Origin of the sequence: Agrococcus jejuensis, from assembly GCF_900099705.1 — a bacterium.
In the GTDB taxonomy this organism is placed as follows: Bacteria; Actinomycetota; Actinomycetes; order Actinomycetales; family Microbacteriaceae; genus Agrococcus; species Agrococcus jejuensis.
The window spans coordinates 702,158-717,190 of record NZ_LT629695.1 but is presented as its reverse complement, the minus strand read 5'-3'; the positions used below and the strand labels follow the sequence as shown (position 1 = coordinate 717,190).

Annotated in this window: 12 protein-coding genes; 9 read left to right on the top strand and 3 right to left on the bottom strand. The window is 72.3% G+C overall.

Annotated features, from left to right (window positions below):
• Positions 1 to 329: 329 nt before the first annotated feature.
• From BLQ67_RS03370 to BLQ67_RS03345, 6 genes are all read left to right on the top strand, one after another.
• Positions 330 to 1,655, top strand: a complete 1,326-nt coding sequence (locus tag BLQ67_RS03370; RefSeq protein WP_231945149.1) for a PhoH family protein — start codon at positions 330 to 332, stop codon at positions 1,653 to 1,655.
• A gap of 115 nt (positions 1,656 to 1,770) precedes the next feature.
• A complete protein-coding gene (locus BLQ67_RS03365; protein ID WP_092502440.1) occupies positions 1,771 to 2,382 on the top strand; it encodes a hypothetical protein in 612 nt (203 codons plus the stop codon).
• Between the two features lie 50 nt (positions 2,383 to 2,432).
• Positions 2,433 to 2,987, top strand: coding sequence for a prepilin peptidase (locus BLQ67_RS03360; protein ID WP_092502438.1), 555 nt, complete (start codon positions 2,433 to 2,435; stop codon positions 2,985 to 2,987).
• Between the two features lie 175 nt (positions 2,988 to 3,162).
• Entirely contained in the window at positions 3,163 to 4,065 is a 903-nt protein-coding gene (locus BLQ67_RS03355) for a MetQ/NlpA family ABC transporter substrate-binding protein (RefSeq protein WP_092502436.1), read from the top strand.
• An 87-nt stretch (positions 4,066 to 4,152) separates the two neighbouring features.
• The gene (locus BLQ67_RS03350) at positions 4,153 to 5,184 is read left to right on the top strand and encodes a methionine ABC transporter ATP-binding protein (protein ID WP_092502434.1); all 1,032 of its coding nucleotides are present in this window, start codon (positions 4,153 to 4,155) and stop codon (positions 5,182 to 5,184) included.
• On the top strand, positions 5,181 to 5,852 hold the full coding sequence (locus BLQ67_RS03345; RefSeq protein ID WP_092502432.1) for a methionine ABC transporter permease: 672 nt from the start codon (positions 5,181 to 5,183) through the stop codon (positions 5,850 to 5,852). Before BLQ67_RS03350 ends, BLQ67_RS03345 begins: the two co-directional genes overlap by 4 nt.
• Positions 5,853 to 5,922: 70 nt before the next feature.
• Here BLQ67_RS03345 and BLQ67_RS03340 read toward each other — a convergent pair whose 3' ends face one another.
• Both BLQ67_RS03340 and BLQ67_RS03335 read right to left on the bottom strand, forming a co-directional pair.
• Positions 5,923 to 8,085 (bottom strand): DUF4073 domain-containing protein, encoded by a 2,163-nt coding sequence (locus tag BLQ67_RS03340; protein WP_092502430.1) that lies wholly within the window; start codon positions 8,083 to 8,085, stop codon positions 5,923 to 5,925.
• Between the two features lie 168 nt (positions 8,086 to 8,253).
• Positions 8,254 to 8,994 carry a GntR family transcriptional regulator gene (locus tag BLQ67_RS03335; protein ID WP_092502428.1) on the bottom strand — a complete coding sequence of 247 codons (741 nt, stop codon included), beginning with the start codon at positions 8,992 to 8,994 and terminating at the stop codon, positions 8,254 to 8,256.
• An 83-nt stretch (positions 8,995 to 9,077) separates the two neighbouring features.
• Here BLQ67_RS03335 and BLQ67_RS03330 point away from each other — a divergent pair, with 83 nt between their 5' ends.
• Genes BLQ67_RS03330 through BLQ67_RS03320 form a run of 3 tightly spaced genes read left to right on the top strand, consistent with a single transcriptional unit; the run spans position 9,078 to position 12,359 of the window.
• Complete coding sequence (locus BLQ67_RS03330; protein ID WP_092502426.1) at positions 9,078 to 11,312, top strand: carbon starvation CstA family protein; 2,235 nt, start codon at positions 9,078 to 9,080, stop codon at positions 11,310 to 11,312.
• Positions 11,312 to 11,524, top strand: a complete 213-nt coding sequence (locus tag BLQ67_RS03325) for a YbdD/YjiX family protein (RefSeq protein ID WP_092502424.1) — start codon at positions 11,312 to 11,314, stop codon at positions 11,522 to 11,524. The genes BLQ67_RS03330 and BLQ67_RS03325 overlap by 1 nt, the downstream gene beginning before the upstream one ends.
• Positions 11,525 to 11,531: 7 nt before the next feature.
• Complete coding sequence (locus BLQ67_RS03320) at positions 11,532 to 12,359, top strand: nucleotidyltransferase domain-containing protein (RefSeq protein WP_092502422.1); 828 nt, start codon at positions 11,532 to 11,534, stop codon at positions 12,357 to 12,359.
• A 199-nt stretch (positions 12,360 to 12,558) separates the two neighbouring features.
• Here BLQ67_RS03320 and BLQ67_RS03315 read toward each other — a convergent pair whose 3' ends face one another.
• Complete coding sequence (locus tag BLQ67_RS03315) at positions 12,559 to 14,889, bottom strand: PhoX family protein (RefSeq protein WP_092502420.1); 2,331 nt, start codon at positions 14,887 to 14,889, stop codon at positions 12,559 to 12,561.
• Positions 14,890 to 15,033: the final 144 nt, after the last annotated feature.

Here is a 15,033-nt window from a genome sequence, read left to right as displayed (position 1 = left end):
CACGCGTCACGAGACCACGCGAGCGCCGCTCCCGCCCAGCCATGCGCGTGGTCGCGTCGAGCGCGCACGTCACGAGGTCTCGTGACGGCTCCTCGCTGCGCTCGGGGCCTCCTCGACCAGCTCGTGGAACCCCCATCCCTCGTTCCCTCCATCCCTCGTGTTACGAGTCCGTGAACGCGCCGAACGTCTGGCGTGTCGCTGCGAGCCGTGTCGGAGGGCGGGCGTAGCGTCAGCCTCAGTCGGGCAGCTGCCCGACGACCCACCGCGGCCGCGACGCCGTGAAGGGAGGCGGCCGCCTGAAGTCCCGACCGAGTCGGTGAGGAGCCCACGTGCCCGAGGCCATCCACGCCCCCGAGATCGACGACCAGCTGCAGACCGCGCAGCGCACCTACGTGCTCGACACGTCCGTGCTGCTGTCCGATCCCGGCGCCATCCACCGCTTCGCGGAGCATTCGGTCGTCATCCCGGTCGTCGTCATCGCAGAGCTCGAGAAGAAGCGTCACGATCCCGAGATCGGCTACCTCGCCCGCAAGGCGCTTCGCAACCTCGACGACCTGCGCGTCGCGCACGAGCGGCTCGACTTCCCGGTCCCGACCGACGGCGGAGGCTCGCTGCGCGTCGAGCTCAACCACTCGAACCAGACGGTGCTGCCCTCGGGCCTGCAGCTGGGCGACAACGACTCCCGCATCCTCGCCGTCGCATGCAACCTCGCGAACGACGGCCTCGACGTGTGCGTCGTCTCGAAGGACATGCCGATGCGCGTCAAGGCGGCATCGATCGGCCTCGCCGCCGAGGAGTACCTCGCCGAGCAGGCCGTGGAGTCCGGATGGACGGGCACGGCCGAGGTCGCGCTGTCGGGCGACGAGATGGCCACGCTGTACGAGGCCGAGCGTCTCTCGACGCAGCTCGTCGACGGCCTGCCGCTCAACACGGGCCTCGTCATCACGTCGGAGCGCGGCTCGGCCCTCGGCCGCGTCACGGCACCGGGCGTCATGACCCTCGTGCGCGGCGACCGCGACGTCTTCGGCGTGCACGGCCGCTCGGCCGAGCAGCGCCTCGCGATCGACCTGCTGCTCGACGACGAGGTGGGCATCGTCTCCCTCGGCGGCACGGCGGGCACCGGCAAGTCGGCGCTCGCCCTCGCGGCCGGCCTCGAGGCCGTGCTCGAGCGGCGCCTGCACAAGAAGGTCATCGTCTTCCGGCCGCTCTACGCCGTCGGCGGCCAGGAGCTCGGCTACCTGCCGGGCGACAAGGACGAGAAGATGAACCCCTGGGGCCAGGCGATCTACGACACGCTCGGCGCGCTCGTCTCCGACAACGTGCTCGACGAGGTCGCCGACCGCGGACTGCTCGAGATCCTGCCGCTCACGCACATCCGCGGCCGCTCGCTGCACGACGCGTTCGTGATCGTCGACGAGGCGCAGTCGCTCGAGCGCAACGTGCTGCTGACGGTGCTGAGCCGCATCGGCCAGAACTCGCGCGTCGTGCTCACGCACGACGTCGCGCAGCGCGACAACCTGCGCGTCGGCCGTCACGACGGCGTCGCGAGCGTCATCGAGACCCTCAAGGGCAACGCGCTGTTCGGCCACGTCACGCTGCAGCGCAGCGAGCGCAGCCGCATCGCCGCCCTCGTCACGAGCCTGCTCGACCACTAGGTCGCGCACCCCGGCCATCCGCCGCCGCCGATCTCACGCCGAAGGGCCCGCATCCGCTGGATGCGGGCCTTCGTGCGTGCACGGTGCATCCAGGTCGATGGAGGATCGTCGACGCATGGAGCGGACGACGAGGTCGACGACCGGCGAGACGCGCGACGAGGTGATGCGCCGCGTGCGTCGCGAGCAGCGGTCCCTGGTCCTCTCGATCGCCGCCGTGGCGCTCGTGCAGCTGCTCGTGCTCGTGCTCATCGCCGTGCGCTCCGACGTGCTCACCGGCGGTCGCACGATGCTCATCCCCGTGCAGCACGGCATCTCGGCCGCGATCGCCATCTGGATGGCGCTCGTCGTCGCCATGACGGCGTACCTCTGCATCAACCACCAGCGCGACGAGCGGCGCTGGCCAGGTGCCGTGCACGTACGCGAGACGTGGCGCATCCAGCGCGCGCACGCCCCGGGCGTCACGGGGTGGATCGGCGCAGCGGCGCTGCTGCCGCTCGCCATCTGGCTGCCGCCCGTGCTCGACATGCCGTGGGTCGGCGTCGTCCACACGGCGGCGATGTGGATCGGCCCTGCGATCACGGCGATCTTCATCCCGCTCGCCGTGCGTGCGCAGGGTCGCATCGACCGAGCGGGTGCGCTGACCTACACGGACGTCGTGGGGGAGCGCGATGCGCTCGACCGTGCCGCGGAGGCCGACGCGAGCGACGCGGGCGCGTCGACGCGCTGACCTGTGGACGGTCGCCGACGCGATCGAGCGAGCGGGGCTAGCGTGCCCGCATGCTCGCCGACCTCCGCGCCCCAGCCGTTCCCCTGCGGCTCCGCGCGATCGACGGAGCGCTCGGCATCGTGCTCGCGGCTGGAGCCGCGCTGCTGTCGGTGCAGGCGGGCTGGATGGGCGCGGCGGGCGCCGCGACGACCGCACTCGTCGTCGCCGCGCTCGTCGCGCCTGCGCTCGCCCGCATCGACCTCGCGGACCGGCGGCTGCCGAACGCGCTCACGGTGCCGCTGCTGGGCGTCGCGCTCGCGTGCGCCGTCGTCGGCGCCGTGCTCGGCGCGTGGGTCGGCGGCGTCGTGGCGCTGGGCGTCGTGCTCGTGCTGGGGCTCATGTGGTGGTTCGGTGGGATGGGTGCCGGCGATCTGAAGCTGGGCGCGGGGCTCGCGCTCGCGGCCGCGCCGCTCGAGTGGTGGCTGCCGCTCGGCGGCATCGCGTGCGCGTTCGTGCTCGGCGGCGCCGTGGGCGTCGTCGCGAAGGTGCGCGGCGCGGAGTCGGTGCCGTTCGGACCGTGGCTGCTCGCGGGCGCGGGCGTCGCGGTGGTGCTCGCGGCGGTGTGACCGCCCGGCTGGCTCGCGAGGACCGCTCCTGGAGGTGCGAGCGAAGCGAGCCTCGAACGGTGCACACGGTAGAGCGCAACGCGTGCATGTCGCCGTGTGACGACCCGATTGGTCGACCGGTGCGGATGCTTCCTACCGTGGGAGCACCCCCAAGGACCTTCCCAGGAGCACCACCATGTCGAAGATCGCCCGATCCCTCGCCGCGGCCGCAGCCGCATCCACCCTCCTCCTCGCAGGCTGCGCCGGCGCAGCCGGCGGCGGCGACTCCGAGGCCGCGCTCGGCTCCGAGGACAACCCGGTGCGCATCGGCACGACCGACCCGGCCGACTACTGGGACACGTTCGTCGACCTCGCCGCCGAGGAGGGCATCTCGGTCGAGATCGAGCTGCTCGCCGAGTACACCGAGCCGAACCCGGCGCTCAGCGAGGGCGACCTGGACATCAACCAGTTCCAGCACATCCAGTACCTCGCCGACTACAACGTCGCCTCGGGCGACGACCTGCAGCCGATCGGCTCGACGGCGATCTACCCGCTGGGCCTGTACTCGCAGCAGTACGACTCGGTCGAGGACATCCCCGACGGCGAGACGATCGTCATCCCGAACGACGTCGTGAACCAGGCTCGCGCGCTGCTCGTGCTGCAGTCGGTCGGCCTCGTGACGCTCGAGGACGGCGGCAGCACCGCGTCGTCGGTGCAGGACATCATCGAGGACGAGTCGCGCGTCGAGGTCACCGCGGTCGACGCGTCGATCACGGCCGGCTCGCTGCCCGACGTCGCGGGCGCCGTCATCAACAACAACTTCCTCGGCTCCGCGGGCATCAGCTCGCAGGACGCCATCGCGGCCGACGACCCGTCGGACCCGTCGGCGCTGCCCTACGTCAACGTCTTCGTCGTCCGCGCCGACGACGTCGACAACGAGGTGCTCAACCAGCTCGTCGACATCTACCAGGGCAACCAGGAGCTGCTCGACGAGGTGCAGGAGTTCGCGGGCGGCACGGCCGTGTTCACCGTGATCCCCGCCGACGAGCTGCAGGCCTCGCTCGCCGAGGTGCAGGAGCAGATCGAGTCGCAGCAGTAGGACCCGACGACGATGAGCGCGGGCACCAGCGATGGTGCCCGCGTTCACGGCGTTCACCGACCGACCCCCACCCACGAGGACCAGCAGATGCCGCACATCTCCATCACCGACGTGACGAAGGCGTACGCGCCGCGTCGCAGAGGCGGCGCGACCGTCGTCGCCGTCGACGGCGTGAGCCTCGAGGTCGAGCGCGGTGACGTGTTCGGCGTCATCGGCTACTCGGGCGCGGGCAAGTCCACGCTCGTGCGCCTCATCAATGGCCTCGAGCCCGTGACGCAGGGGTCGATCCAGATCGATGGCGTCGACGTGACGTCGCTCTCGGGCGCACGGCTGCGCGAGGTGCGGCAGGGGATCGGCATGATCTTCCAGCGCTTCAACCTGCTTCGGTCGCGCACCATCCGCGCGAACGTCGCCTACCCGCTCGAGGTCGTGGGCATGCCGCGCGACCAGCGGCGCGCCCGCGTCGACGAGCTGCTGCGCTTCGTGGGCCTCGAGGACAAGGCGGATGCCTACCCCGAGCAGCTCTCGGGCGGCCAGCAGCAGCGCGTCGGCATCGCTCGAGCGCTCGCGGCCGAGCCCGCGATCCTGCTCGCCGACGAGGCGACGAGCGCACTCGACCCCGAGACGACCGACGAGGTGCTCGACCTGCTCGCGCGCGTCAACCGCGAGCTGGGCGTCACGATCGTCGTCATCACGCACGAGATGGACGTCATCGCCCGCATCGCCACGAAGGTCGCCGTCATGGAGCAGGGGCGCGTCGTCGAGTCGGGTGCGACGTACGACGTGTTCACGAGGCCGCAGACCGACACAGCGAGGTGCTTCGTGCGCACCGTCGTGCGCGCGCTGCCCGACGGCGATGCGCTCGTCGCACTTCGCGAGCAGCACGACGGCCGCCTGTTCACGATCTCGTTCACCGACGAGGGCGCGAGCGAGGCGCGCGTCTTCGGCGCCCTCGCGCGTGCCGGCGTCGACTTCCATCTCGTGCACGGCGGCGTCGACGACATCCAGGGCCGCGTCTACGGCCTGCTCACGATCGCGGTGCGCGGCGATGACGCGGCGGTCGCCGACGCCATCGCGAGCATCGGCTCCGGCGTGACCATCACGGAGGTGACGGCATGAACGACCTCGTCGAGCAGCTGCAGGAGCTGCTGCCCACCCTGTTCGAGCAGACCGGCATCACGCTGTGGCTCGTCGCGGTCTCGCTGCTGTTCGGCGGTCTCGGCGGCCTGCTCGTCGGCACGGCGCTCTACGTCACGCGTCGCGGCGGCGTGCTGGCTCAGCCGGTGGCGTTCTGGGTGCTCAACGCGCTCGTGAACACGATCCGGCCGATCCCGTTCATCATCTTCATCGTCGCGCTGCAGCCCGTCGCACGCGCGGTGCTCGGCACGGGGCTCGGCACCAACGTGATCATCTTCTCGATCTCGATCGCCGCGACCTTCGGCATCGCGCGCATCGTCGAGCAGAACCTCATCTCGGTCGACCCCGGCGTCATCGAGGCGGCGCGCGCGACGGGGGCGAGCCCGTGGCGCATCATCCGCACCGTGATCCTGCCCGAGGCGTTCGGCCCGCTCATCCTCGGCTACACGTTCGCGACGGTCGCGCTCATCGACATGTCGTCGGTCGCGAGCATCATCGGCGGCGAGGGCCTCGGCGCCTACGCGCTCGACTACGGCTACCGCCGCTTCGACCCGGTCGTGACGTGGTCGGCGCTCGCGATCATCATCGTCGTCACGCAGCTGGTGCAGGGCCTCGGCAACTGGCTCGCGCGCCGCATCCTGCGCCACTGACGCGGCAGGCCGTGGATGCGCGAGAGGCGGCCGGGCGTGAGCCCGGCCGCCTCCTGCGTTCCCGCCTGCGTCAGGCGCGGCGACGCATCCGCTGCCGCACGAGCAGCCCGCCACCGAGCGCGGCGACGACCGCTGCCGCGAGCGCCGCGAGCCATGCGACGTCGGCGCCCGTCTGCGGCAGCGAGCCCTCGCCGCCGGCGACGTCGTCACCGGCGCCCGGAGCCGTCGACGGGGTCGGTGCCGACGGGGCCGGGTCGTCGCTGGGCGACGAGGTGGGCTCGACCGAGGGCTCCGGCTCGTCGGTCGGCTCGGGCGACGGCACGGGCGCCGCGGCCTGCTCGTCGAACGCGACGAGCGGGTTCGGGATCGTGACCTGCTGCAGCTGCGCCGAGTCGGCGAAGAAGTCGTACGCCGTCACCACGAGGCGGTCGCCGTAGACGTCGAGCACGCTGCCGCGGTTCACGTCGCCCGTCGTCACCTCGCTGCGCGTCGCGGTGTCCTCGCCGACCGCATCCCACTCGATGTGCATCGCCATGGTGTTGATCGACCAGAAGCCGTCGGCGTGCCCGTCGTCGGTGCGGCGCTGCATCGCCCAGTCGCCCTGCTCGGCCGGGTAGTGCGTGTGGCCAGAGAAGACGACGGCGTTGGGGTAGTTGCCGAGGATGCTCGTGAGGCGGTCGTTCATCTGGTGGTGCTCGGAGTAGTTCGGCGCCCACGTGCCCGACGTCGTCTCGCCGAGCGGGAAGTGCGTCATGACGACGACCTGGCGGTCGAGGTCGGTCCAGTGCGCGAGGCGCCCCTCGAGGAAGGCGACCTGCGCGTCGCTCATCGCGACGTCGGTCGGCGACGCGAACTCCTGGCCGAGCACGATCACCGGCACCTCGCCGCCCGTGCCCTCGAGCACGTACTCGTCGTAGGTGCCCTCGCGCTGCGCGAACTCGAGGAAGCGGGCGCGGTTGGCCTCGAAGCCGCCCGACGCGTAGCGCTCGTGGTTGCCGATCGCCGCGATCGTCTGCTCGGGGCGCACGCCGGCCGTCGCATCCATGACGTCGTAGATCTCATCCCACTCGGCCGTCGTGCCCGAGTTCACGATGTCGCCGACCATGAGCAGGCCGTTCGCGTCGGGCGCGAGCTGCGCCATCTGGCCGATGCCCTGCTGGAAGTCGCCGGGGTGGCCCTGGATGTCGGAGACGACCCACGCCTGCGTCGGCGCGCCCTCGACGTCGGCCTGCACCTGGTGCACCGTGGCGGAGTCGATCGCCCAGTAGCGGCCGCCGGCACCGGCCTCGAAGACCCACGAGAAGGTGACGTCGGATGCGCCGACGGGCACGTCGAGCACGACGTCCTGCATCGCGTTCATCTGCGTCTCGTCGTAGCCGCTCACGACGGTCGACTCGTCGAGGCGCAGCACCTCGGTCGCCTCGCCGCCGTCGAACGACGCGAGCACGACGCCCGACTGGCCGGGCGCGCCGCGGTAGTGGCTGTCGAACGTGAGGCGCACGGCCGCGAGGCCCTCGACCGACACGGGGTCGAGCGCGAGCGCCGCCGAGAACGCGTCGCCGCCGGCCTGCTGCGCGTCGGCGATCGCGATGGCGCCGTGGGCGCGCGAGAAGCGGCCGCGCATCTCGTCGATCTCGGCCGTCCACGCGTCTCGCGTCATGCTCGTCCAGGCGCCGGATGCGGCTGCGGCCGCGTCGATCGCGTCGAAGCCCTCGCGGGCGAGCACGCCGTCGGTCGTGACGTCGGTGACGACGGGGTCGATGCTCACGGGCGCCGACGGGTCGCCGGGCACGGGCGCCTCCGGGTCGGCGGCGACGGTGAAGGCGACGGGCTCGGCGAGCGGCTCGTAGCCGTCCTGCGCGAGGAACCACGCCGTCCACTCGCCGGCTGCGAGGTCGCCCGAGAAGGCCAGGGTGCCGGAGGCGTCGGGTGCGTAGTCCCACAGCGTCGACGGCTGGTCGCCGGGCGTGACGCCGGCGGGGTAGATGCCGATCCAGTTCGTCGCGTCGGGCACGTCGGTCGCGTACGTCGCCGTGATCGGCTGACCGGTCTCGTACGCGGCGGCGTCGAGCGTCAGGGTCGACGCGGCGGCCTGCACGGCCGCGTCGGGCGCCGCGTCGGGTGCGGCGATGGCGGTGGATGCGGCGAGCGGCGAGGCGACGAGCGCCGCGACGAGGGCCGCGGGGGCGACGATGCGCGTCGCGGTGCGGCGGCGCTGCGGTCGGGGATGCATGGGAGGTCCTCTCTTCGCGCGCCGGGAGGCAGCGCACGAGGAGCCTCGCCGGGGTCGTCGACGCGAAGGTGAACGGGAGGCGACCGCCCGGCTGCCTCGCCCGCATCCGTGCGGCATCGGTGCGGACGGCTGCGCGCACCTGTCCACCCGCGCCCGCTCGGCCGGCGGTCAGCGACCGTCGGAGCGCACCTCGAACGTCACGGTGCCCGGCAGGTAGCGATCGTCGCTCACGTCGATCGTGCGGCCATCCGCGCCGATCGCGTGCCGGTCGACGAGCAGCAGCGGGCTCGAGCGCGGCACGCCCAGCAGCCGCGCGTCGTCGCTCGACGCCGCCACGGCGTCGAGCCGGTGCGACCCCTCCGCCTCGGCGAAGCCCGCATCCGCCAGCAGCTCCGCGACCGACGGCGCATCGCGCGGCTGGTCGCGCACGACGGGCGCGACCCACGAGGGATACGTCGACCGCTCGACCATGACGCGCTGCCCGTCGAGCGTGCGCACGCGCGTCACGTGCAGCACGGCGTCGCCGACGGGGATGCGCATCCGGCGCGCGAGGGCGGCATCGGCGATCGCGTCGGCCGAGGCGACGACGAGGCCGCCGGGCTCGAGCCCGCGGCTGCGCGCCCACTGCGCGAACGACCGGAACCCCGCGAGCCCGTAGGCGCGCACGGGCGACTGCACCACCCATCCGGCCCCGCGCTGCGGCGCGACGACGCCGCGTCGCTGCAGGTGCGCGAGCGCCTTGCGCACCGTGCCGCGCGCCACGTCATGGCGGGCGGCGAGCGTCGCCTCCGACGGCAGGCGCGACCCGACGGCGACGGCACCCGAGGCGATCTCGACGTCGATCGCGGCGGCGACCTCGCGGTACCGGAGACGCTGCGGCGCGGCCTGCTGCTCGCGCGCGCTCTCCACCGACCCATCCTCCCATCGGGGATCCTCAGGGATCCCATCGCCTACGCTGGGGGACGGCCCACGACGTCATAGGAGACATCGCGATGAGCACAGAGACGACCCCCACGAAGGATCGCGAGCTGCCGCCGGCGGCTGCACCCGTCACCCGCACCCGCTGGACCCCTGCGAAGATCGCGCTCTGGGCGGGCATCGCCCTGCTCGGCGGCCTCGCCTGGGTCATGCTCGCCGTCGTGCGCGGCGAGACCGTCAACGCCATCTGGTTCGTGTTCGCCGCCGTGTGCACCTACCTCATCGCGTACCGCTTCTACTCGAAGGTCATCGAGCGCCACCTCGTCAAGCCCGACGACCTGCGGGCGACGCCCGCCGAGCACCTCGCCAACGGCAAGGACTACGTCGCGACCGACCGTCGCGTGCTCTTCGGCCACCACTTCGCGGCCATCGCCGGCGCCGGCCCGCTCGTCGGCCCCGTGCTCGCCGCGCAGATGGGCTACCTGCCCGGCACGATCTGGATCATCGTCGGCGTCGTGCTCGCCGGCGCGGTGCAGGACTACCTCGTGATGTTCTTCTCGATGCGCCGCGGCGGCCGCTCGCTCGGCCAGATGGCGCGCGACGAGCTCGGCCGCGTCGGCGGCACCGCCGCGATCGTCGCGACGCTGCTCATCATGATCATCATCACGGCGATCCTCGCGCTCGTCGTCGTCAACGCCCTCGGCGAGAGCCCGTGGGGCGTCTTCTCGGTGGCCATGACCATCCCGATCGCCCTCTTCATGGGCGCGTACCTGCGGTGGATCCGCCCCGGCCGCATCACCGAGGTGTCGATCATCGGCTTCGTGCTGCTCATGGCGGCGATCGTCGGCGGCGGCGCCGTCGCCGAGACGCAGTGGGGTCAGGACGTGTTCACGCTCGACCGCACGACGCTCGCGTGGGCGATCATCGTCTACGGCTTCATCGCCGCCGTGCTGCCCGTGTGGGTGCTGCTCGCGCCGCGCGACTACCTGTCGACGTTCATGAAGATCGGCGTCATCGGCATGCTCGCCGTCGCGATCGTCTTCGTGCGTCCCGAGATCGAGGTGCCGGCGTTCACGTCGTTCGCGAGCGGCGTCACCGGCCCCGTCTGGTCGGGCAGCCTCTTCCCGTTCCTGTTCGTGACGATCGCGTGCGGCGCCCTGTCGGGGTTCCACGCGCTCATCTCGTCGGGCACGACGCCGAAGATGATCGAGAAGGAGCGCCAGACGCGCTTCATCGGCTACGGCGGCATGCTCATGGAGTCGTTCGTCGCGATCATGGCGCTCGTCGCCGCCGTGTCGATCGACCAGGGCATCTACTACGCCATGAACGCCTCGGCCGCTGCGACGGGAGGCACGCCCGAGGGCGCTGCGGACTTCGTCAACGGGCTCATGCTCGCGGGCGTGCAGACGAGCCCGGAGGCGCTCGCGCAGGCCGCGCAGGACGTCGGCGAGGAGACGATCGTGTCGCGCACCGGTGGCGCGCCGACGCTCGCGTTCGGCCTCGCGCACATCCTGCAGCAGTGGGTGGGCGGCGCATCGATGATGTCGTTCTGGTACCACTTCGCGATCATGTTCGAGGCGCTCTTCATCCTCACGGCCGTCGACGCCGGCACGCGTGTCGCCCGCTTCATGCTGCAGGACTCGATCGGCAACGTCGCGAAGCGCTTCAAGGACACGTCGTGGAGGCTCGGCGCGTGGATCTGCACCGCAGTGATGGTCGCCGGATGGGGTGCCGTGCTGCTCATGGGCGTGACCGATCCGCTCGGCGGCATCAACACGCTCTTCCCGCTCTTCGGCATCGCCAACCAGCTGCTCGCGGCCATCGCGCTCGCGATCGTGCTCACGATCGTCGCGCGCCGCGGCACGTGGCGTTGGCTGTGGATCGTGGGCCTGCCGCTCGCGTTCGTCGCGGTCGTCACGATCACGGCGTCGATCCTGAAGATCTTCTCGCCCGTGCCGGCCGTCGGCTACTGGGCGAACCACATGGCGTTCCGCGACGCGCTCGCCGCCGGCGAGGAGTCGTTCGGCACCGCGGGCACGGTCGAGGCGATGGAGGCGGTCGTGCGCAACACGGCCGTGCAGGGCACGCTGTCGATCATCTTCGTGTCGCTCGCGATCGTCGTCATCACGACGAGCGTGCTGGCCGTGCTGCGCGCATGGCGCACGCGCGAGATCGTCGACCGCGAGGACGCGCCGGTGCCGTCGAGGCGCTTCGCGCCCGCCGGGCTCGTCGCCTCGAAGGAGGAGAAAGCGCTCGAGCGCGAGTGGGCGGCATTGCCCGAGGACCAGCAGCCGTCGCGAGGCCACTGATGCCGAGTCGACCCGCCGCCACGCACGCGCTCGCGCGTGCGTGGCGCGCGGCCGCCTGGTACGCGCGCGGCCTCACGGGGGAGTCGCGGTACGAGTCGTACCTCGCGCACGAGCGTGCCGCGCATCCCGAGCGTCCACCGCTCGACCGCCGCGCCTTCTGGCGCGACTACCACCGCTGGCAGGACGCGAACCCGCAGGGCCGGTGCTGCTGAGCGAGCCATGCTGAGCGAGCACATGGACCGCGTCGTGCAGGCCATGGCGCGCGACCTCGTCGCCGTCGACGGCGTCGTGGCGGTCGTCATGGGCGGCTCGCGGGCGCGCAACGCGCACGCGCCGTCGTCGGACGTCGACCTCGGGCTCTACACCCGTGGAGCCGTGGACTTCGATGCGCTCGACGAGCTCGCTGCGCGCTGGTCGTCGACGTCGACGCGCTTCGCTCGGCCCGGGGAGTGGGGTCCATGGGTCGACTGCGGTGCGTGGCTCGAGGTCGACGGCATGCCCGTCGACTGGATCCGCCGCGACCTCGACCGCGTCGAGCAGCAGTGGACGCGCGCGCAGCGCGGCGAGCACGCGTTCCACGCGCAGGCGGGCCATCCGCTCGGATTCCTCGACGTCGCCTACGTCGGCGAGCTCGTGCACGCGCGCATCCTGCAGGATCCGACCGACGCGCTGCAGCTGCTGCGCGAGCGCATGGAGCGCATGCCCGACGCGCTCGGCGACGCGCTCGTCGCAGGGCTGTGGGAGGCGGATCTGCTGCTGACGCAGGCGGGCAAGGCCGCTGCACGCGGCGACGACGCGTTCGTGCTGCTGTGCCTGTCGCGCACGGTGCTGCTCGCCTGTCATGCGCTCGCCGGGCGCGACCGTCGATGGGTCGTCAACGAGAAGCGGCTCGTGGCCGAGGCGCAGACGATGCCGCACGCGCCCGACGGGCTGGAGCGGCGTGTGCGCAACGCGCTCTCGACCGTCGACGGCGGGGCTGCGGCGCTCGAGCGCTGCGTCGAGGCGACGCGCGAGCTCGTCGCTGACGTCCGCGTCGCGATCGCCTGACGCGCGCCGCCACACTGCCGGGCCCGACCGCTACGTATTGCAGGCGATTCCGGTTCTGAAGGGAGCATTCCCCTCGAGACCCGGAATCGCCTGCAATACGCACATGGCTGGATGCGTTTCGCAGGCGATCAGGGGTGGCAGAGGGGTAACTTCCCTCCGCCACCCCTGATCGCCTGCGAAACGCGAACCGCGACGGGGGCTACGCCTCCTCGTCGGTGCCCTTCGCACGCAGGCGCGCGACGAGGCCGGCGCCGATCGCGACGGCGGCGGATGCGCCCGCGACGAGCGGGGCGAGCAGCGGTCCGCCCGTCTGCGGCAGCGAGCCGGAGCCGCCCGATCCGCCGACGCCGGCGCCACCCGTGGGAGCCGTCGAGCCCGTCGGGCTCACGCCGTCGGTCGGCGACGGTGCGACCGGCGGCACGCTCGGCTGGCCCGACGTCGGCGGCACCGACGGCTCGGGCTCCGAGGGCTCGGGGCTCGGCTCGACCGGGATCGGCAGCACCTGCACGACCGTGGGGCGCGGGCCGTGGAACGTGCCGTCGACGCCCGTCGCGCCGGCGGGGGCGTAGTCGGGCCACAGCGACGTGGGCGTCGCGAACAGGCCGTCCTCGCCCGGGTGCTGCACGGCGACGAAGACGTGCCACTCGTCGTCGTGGATGACCGGACCGCACGTCTCGGACTCCACCGGCACCGACAGGAACTGCTCGACGAGGCCGCGCTGCGCGCCCTCGAGCCGCACGCGGAAGAGGCCGTCGTTGTAGCCGATGCCGTCGGGGGCTCCGTCGGTCGACACCCAGAGGTTGCCCTCGGAGTCGAACGCGAGGTTGTCGGGGCACGAGATGGGCGAGACCTGGTCGACGGGGAAGCCGGCGAAGTACGTCTGGTCGCCCTGCGCGGGGTCGCCGCAGAGCATGAGGATGCTCCAGCGGAACGTCGTGCCCGTGTGGTCGCCGCCGTCCTCGGCGATCTCGATGACGTGGCCGTCGCGGTTCTCGGTGCGCGGGTTCGCCTCGTCGGCGACGGCGTTCGTGCCGACGCCGCGGTTCGAGTTGTTCGTGCACGCGACGTAGATGAGGCCCGTGGTCGGGTTCGGCTCCACGTCCTCGCAGCGGTCCATCTTCGTGGCGCCCACGAGGTCGGCGGCGCCGCGCGTGTTCACGAGCACCTCGTCGACGGCCCATCCGGCGACCTGCGACTCGCCGCCGACGACGAGCGGCAGCCAGCGGCCGACGCCGTCGAACGCGCCGTCGGAGGGCAGCGTGCCCGAGCCGTCGATCTCGACGGTCGAGTTGCCCTCGAACTGGGCGACGTAGAGGTCGCCGGTCTCGAGCAGCGTCATGTTCGCGGCGCGGCTCCCCTCGACGTACGTGCCTGCCGAGACGAACTTGTAGAGGTAGTCGAAGCGCTCGTCGTCGCCCATGTACGCGGCGACGCGACCGTTGGCAGCGATGTGCACGTTGGCGCCCTCGTGCTTCATGCGGCCCATGGCCGTGTGCTTGCGCGGCGTCGAGGTGGGGTCGAACGGGTCGATCTCGACGATCCAGCCGAACCGGTTGGCCTCGTTCTCGTAGCCGGGGTTGCGGATGTCGAAGCGCGGGTCGTCGAGCTCCCAGCCGCGCGCCGTGGTCGGCGACGTGAGGCCGTAGCGGCGGTCGGCCGCAGTGGCACCGGCGGCGGCGAAGTAGCCGTTGAAGTTCTCCTCGCCCGAGAGGATCGTGCCCCACGGCGTCGTGCCGCCCGCGCAGTTGCCGAGCGTGCCGAGCGCCACGGTGCCCGTGGGGTCGGCGACGGTCTGCAGCAGCGGCGAGCCGGCCGCGGGGCCCGTGATGGCGTAGGGGGTGTCGTCGAGGAAGCGACGGTTGCGGTCGGCGCCGACGACGGGCTCCCACGCCTCGGCGTCGCTGCCGCGGGTGAGCTCCACGACCGAGAGGCCGTGCGCCGCGCGACCGACGCCGCGCACGCGCGCGGGGTCGGAGGCGATCTGCGCCGCGGGGAACATGATGGGCTCGTTCGTGTACTCGTGGTTCACGAACAGCAGCGCCGTCGTCGCGTCGATGCGCAGGATGTCGGTGTAGTCGCAGTTGTAGCCGAACTGCCGGCGCTGCTTCGCCTCGGTCTGGTCGAACGCGTCGAAGGCGGGGGAGTCGAGGAAGAGCGGGTCGCCCCAGCGCAGGATCGGCTGGTACGTGAAGCCCTCGGGCACCGTGAGCTCGTCGACCGTCGCGGCGACGGGCGCGATGGGCGTGAAGCCGAACGCGGCGCCGGGCACGGGAGCGGCTGCCTGTGCGGGCGCCGCGGCGCCGATCGCCTGCGTCGTGAGGAGCGCGACGGTGCCGGCGACGCCGGCGCCCAGCAGCACGCGGCGCGAGAGCTCGGCGTCGATGATGTCGCGCAGGTAGCCGTTGCGCGACGTGTTGCACACGTCGCCGAGGCACGCGTTGGCGCACTTCAGCTGGCACGTGACGGCGCTGCGCTTGCCGCGCACGTGCGCGGCCATCGGCAGCAGTGGACGGCGTTCGACATCGACCATGGGAGCCCCCTCCTCGGTGCGCGAGCGGACCCGAGCGGCCCAGCGCACCCGATCACGGAACCGTCAGGAGGTGGACGCCGGGTGTCGTGTCGGTGGCGCGATGGGAGCGGGCGGGGGTCGCGCGAGCGAACGTCCCGAACGATC

Excerpts from the sequence above, each read along its gene's own strand:
- BLQ67_RS03365 (WP_092502440.1), top strand. The coding sequence starts at position 1,771 with ATGGAGCGGACGACGAGGTCGACGACCGGCGAGACGCGCGACGAGGTG.
- BLQ67_RS03360 (WP_092502438.1), top strand. The coding sequence starts at position 2,433 with ATGCTCGCCGACCTCCGCGCCCCAGCCGTTCCCCTGCGGCTCCGCGCG.
- BLQ67_RS03355 (WP_092502436.1), top strand. The coding sequence starts at position 3,163 with ATGTCGAAGATCGCCCGATCCCTCGCCGCGGCCGCAGCCGCATCCACC.
- BLQ67_RS03350 (WP_092502434.1), top strand. The coding sequence starts at position 4,153 with ATGCCGCACATCTCCATCACCGACGTGACGAAGGCGTACGCGCCGCGT.
- BLQ67_RS03345 (WP_092502432.1), top strand. The coding sequence starts at position 5,181 with ATGAACGACCTCGTCGAGCAGCTGCAGGAGCTGCTGCCCACCCTGTTC.
- BLQ67_RS03340 (WP_092502430.1), bottom strand. The coding sequence starts at position 8,085 with ATGCATCCCCGACCGCAGCGCCGCCGCACCGCGACGCGCATCGTCGCC.
- BLQ67_RS03330 (WP_092502426.1), top strand. The coding sequence starts at position 9,078 with ATGAGCACAGAGACGACCCCCACGAAGGATCGCGAGCTGCCGCCGGCG.
- BLQ67_RS03325 (WP_092502424.1), top strand. The coding sequence starts at position 11,312 with ATGCCGAGTCGACCCGCCGCCACGCACGCGCTCGCGCGTGCGTGGCGC.
- BLQ67_RS03320 (WP_092502422.1), top strand. The coding sequence starts at position 11,532 with ATGCTGAGCGAGCACATGGACCGCGTCGTGCAGGCCATGGCGCGCGAC.
- BLQ67_RS03315 (WP_092502420.1), bottom strand. The coding sequence starts at position 14,889 with ATGGTCGATGTCGAACGCCGTCCACTGCTGCCGATGGCCGCGCACGTG.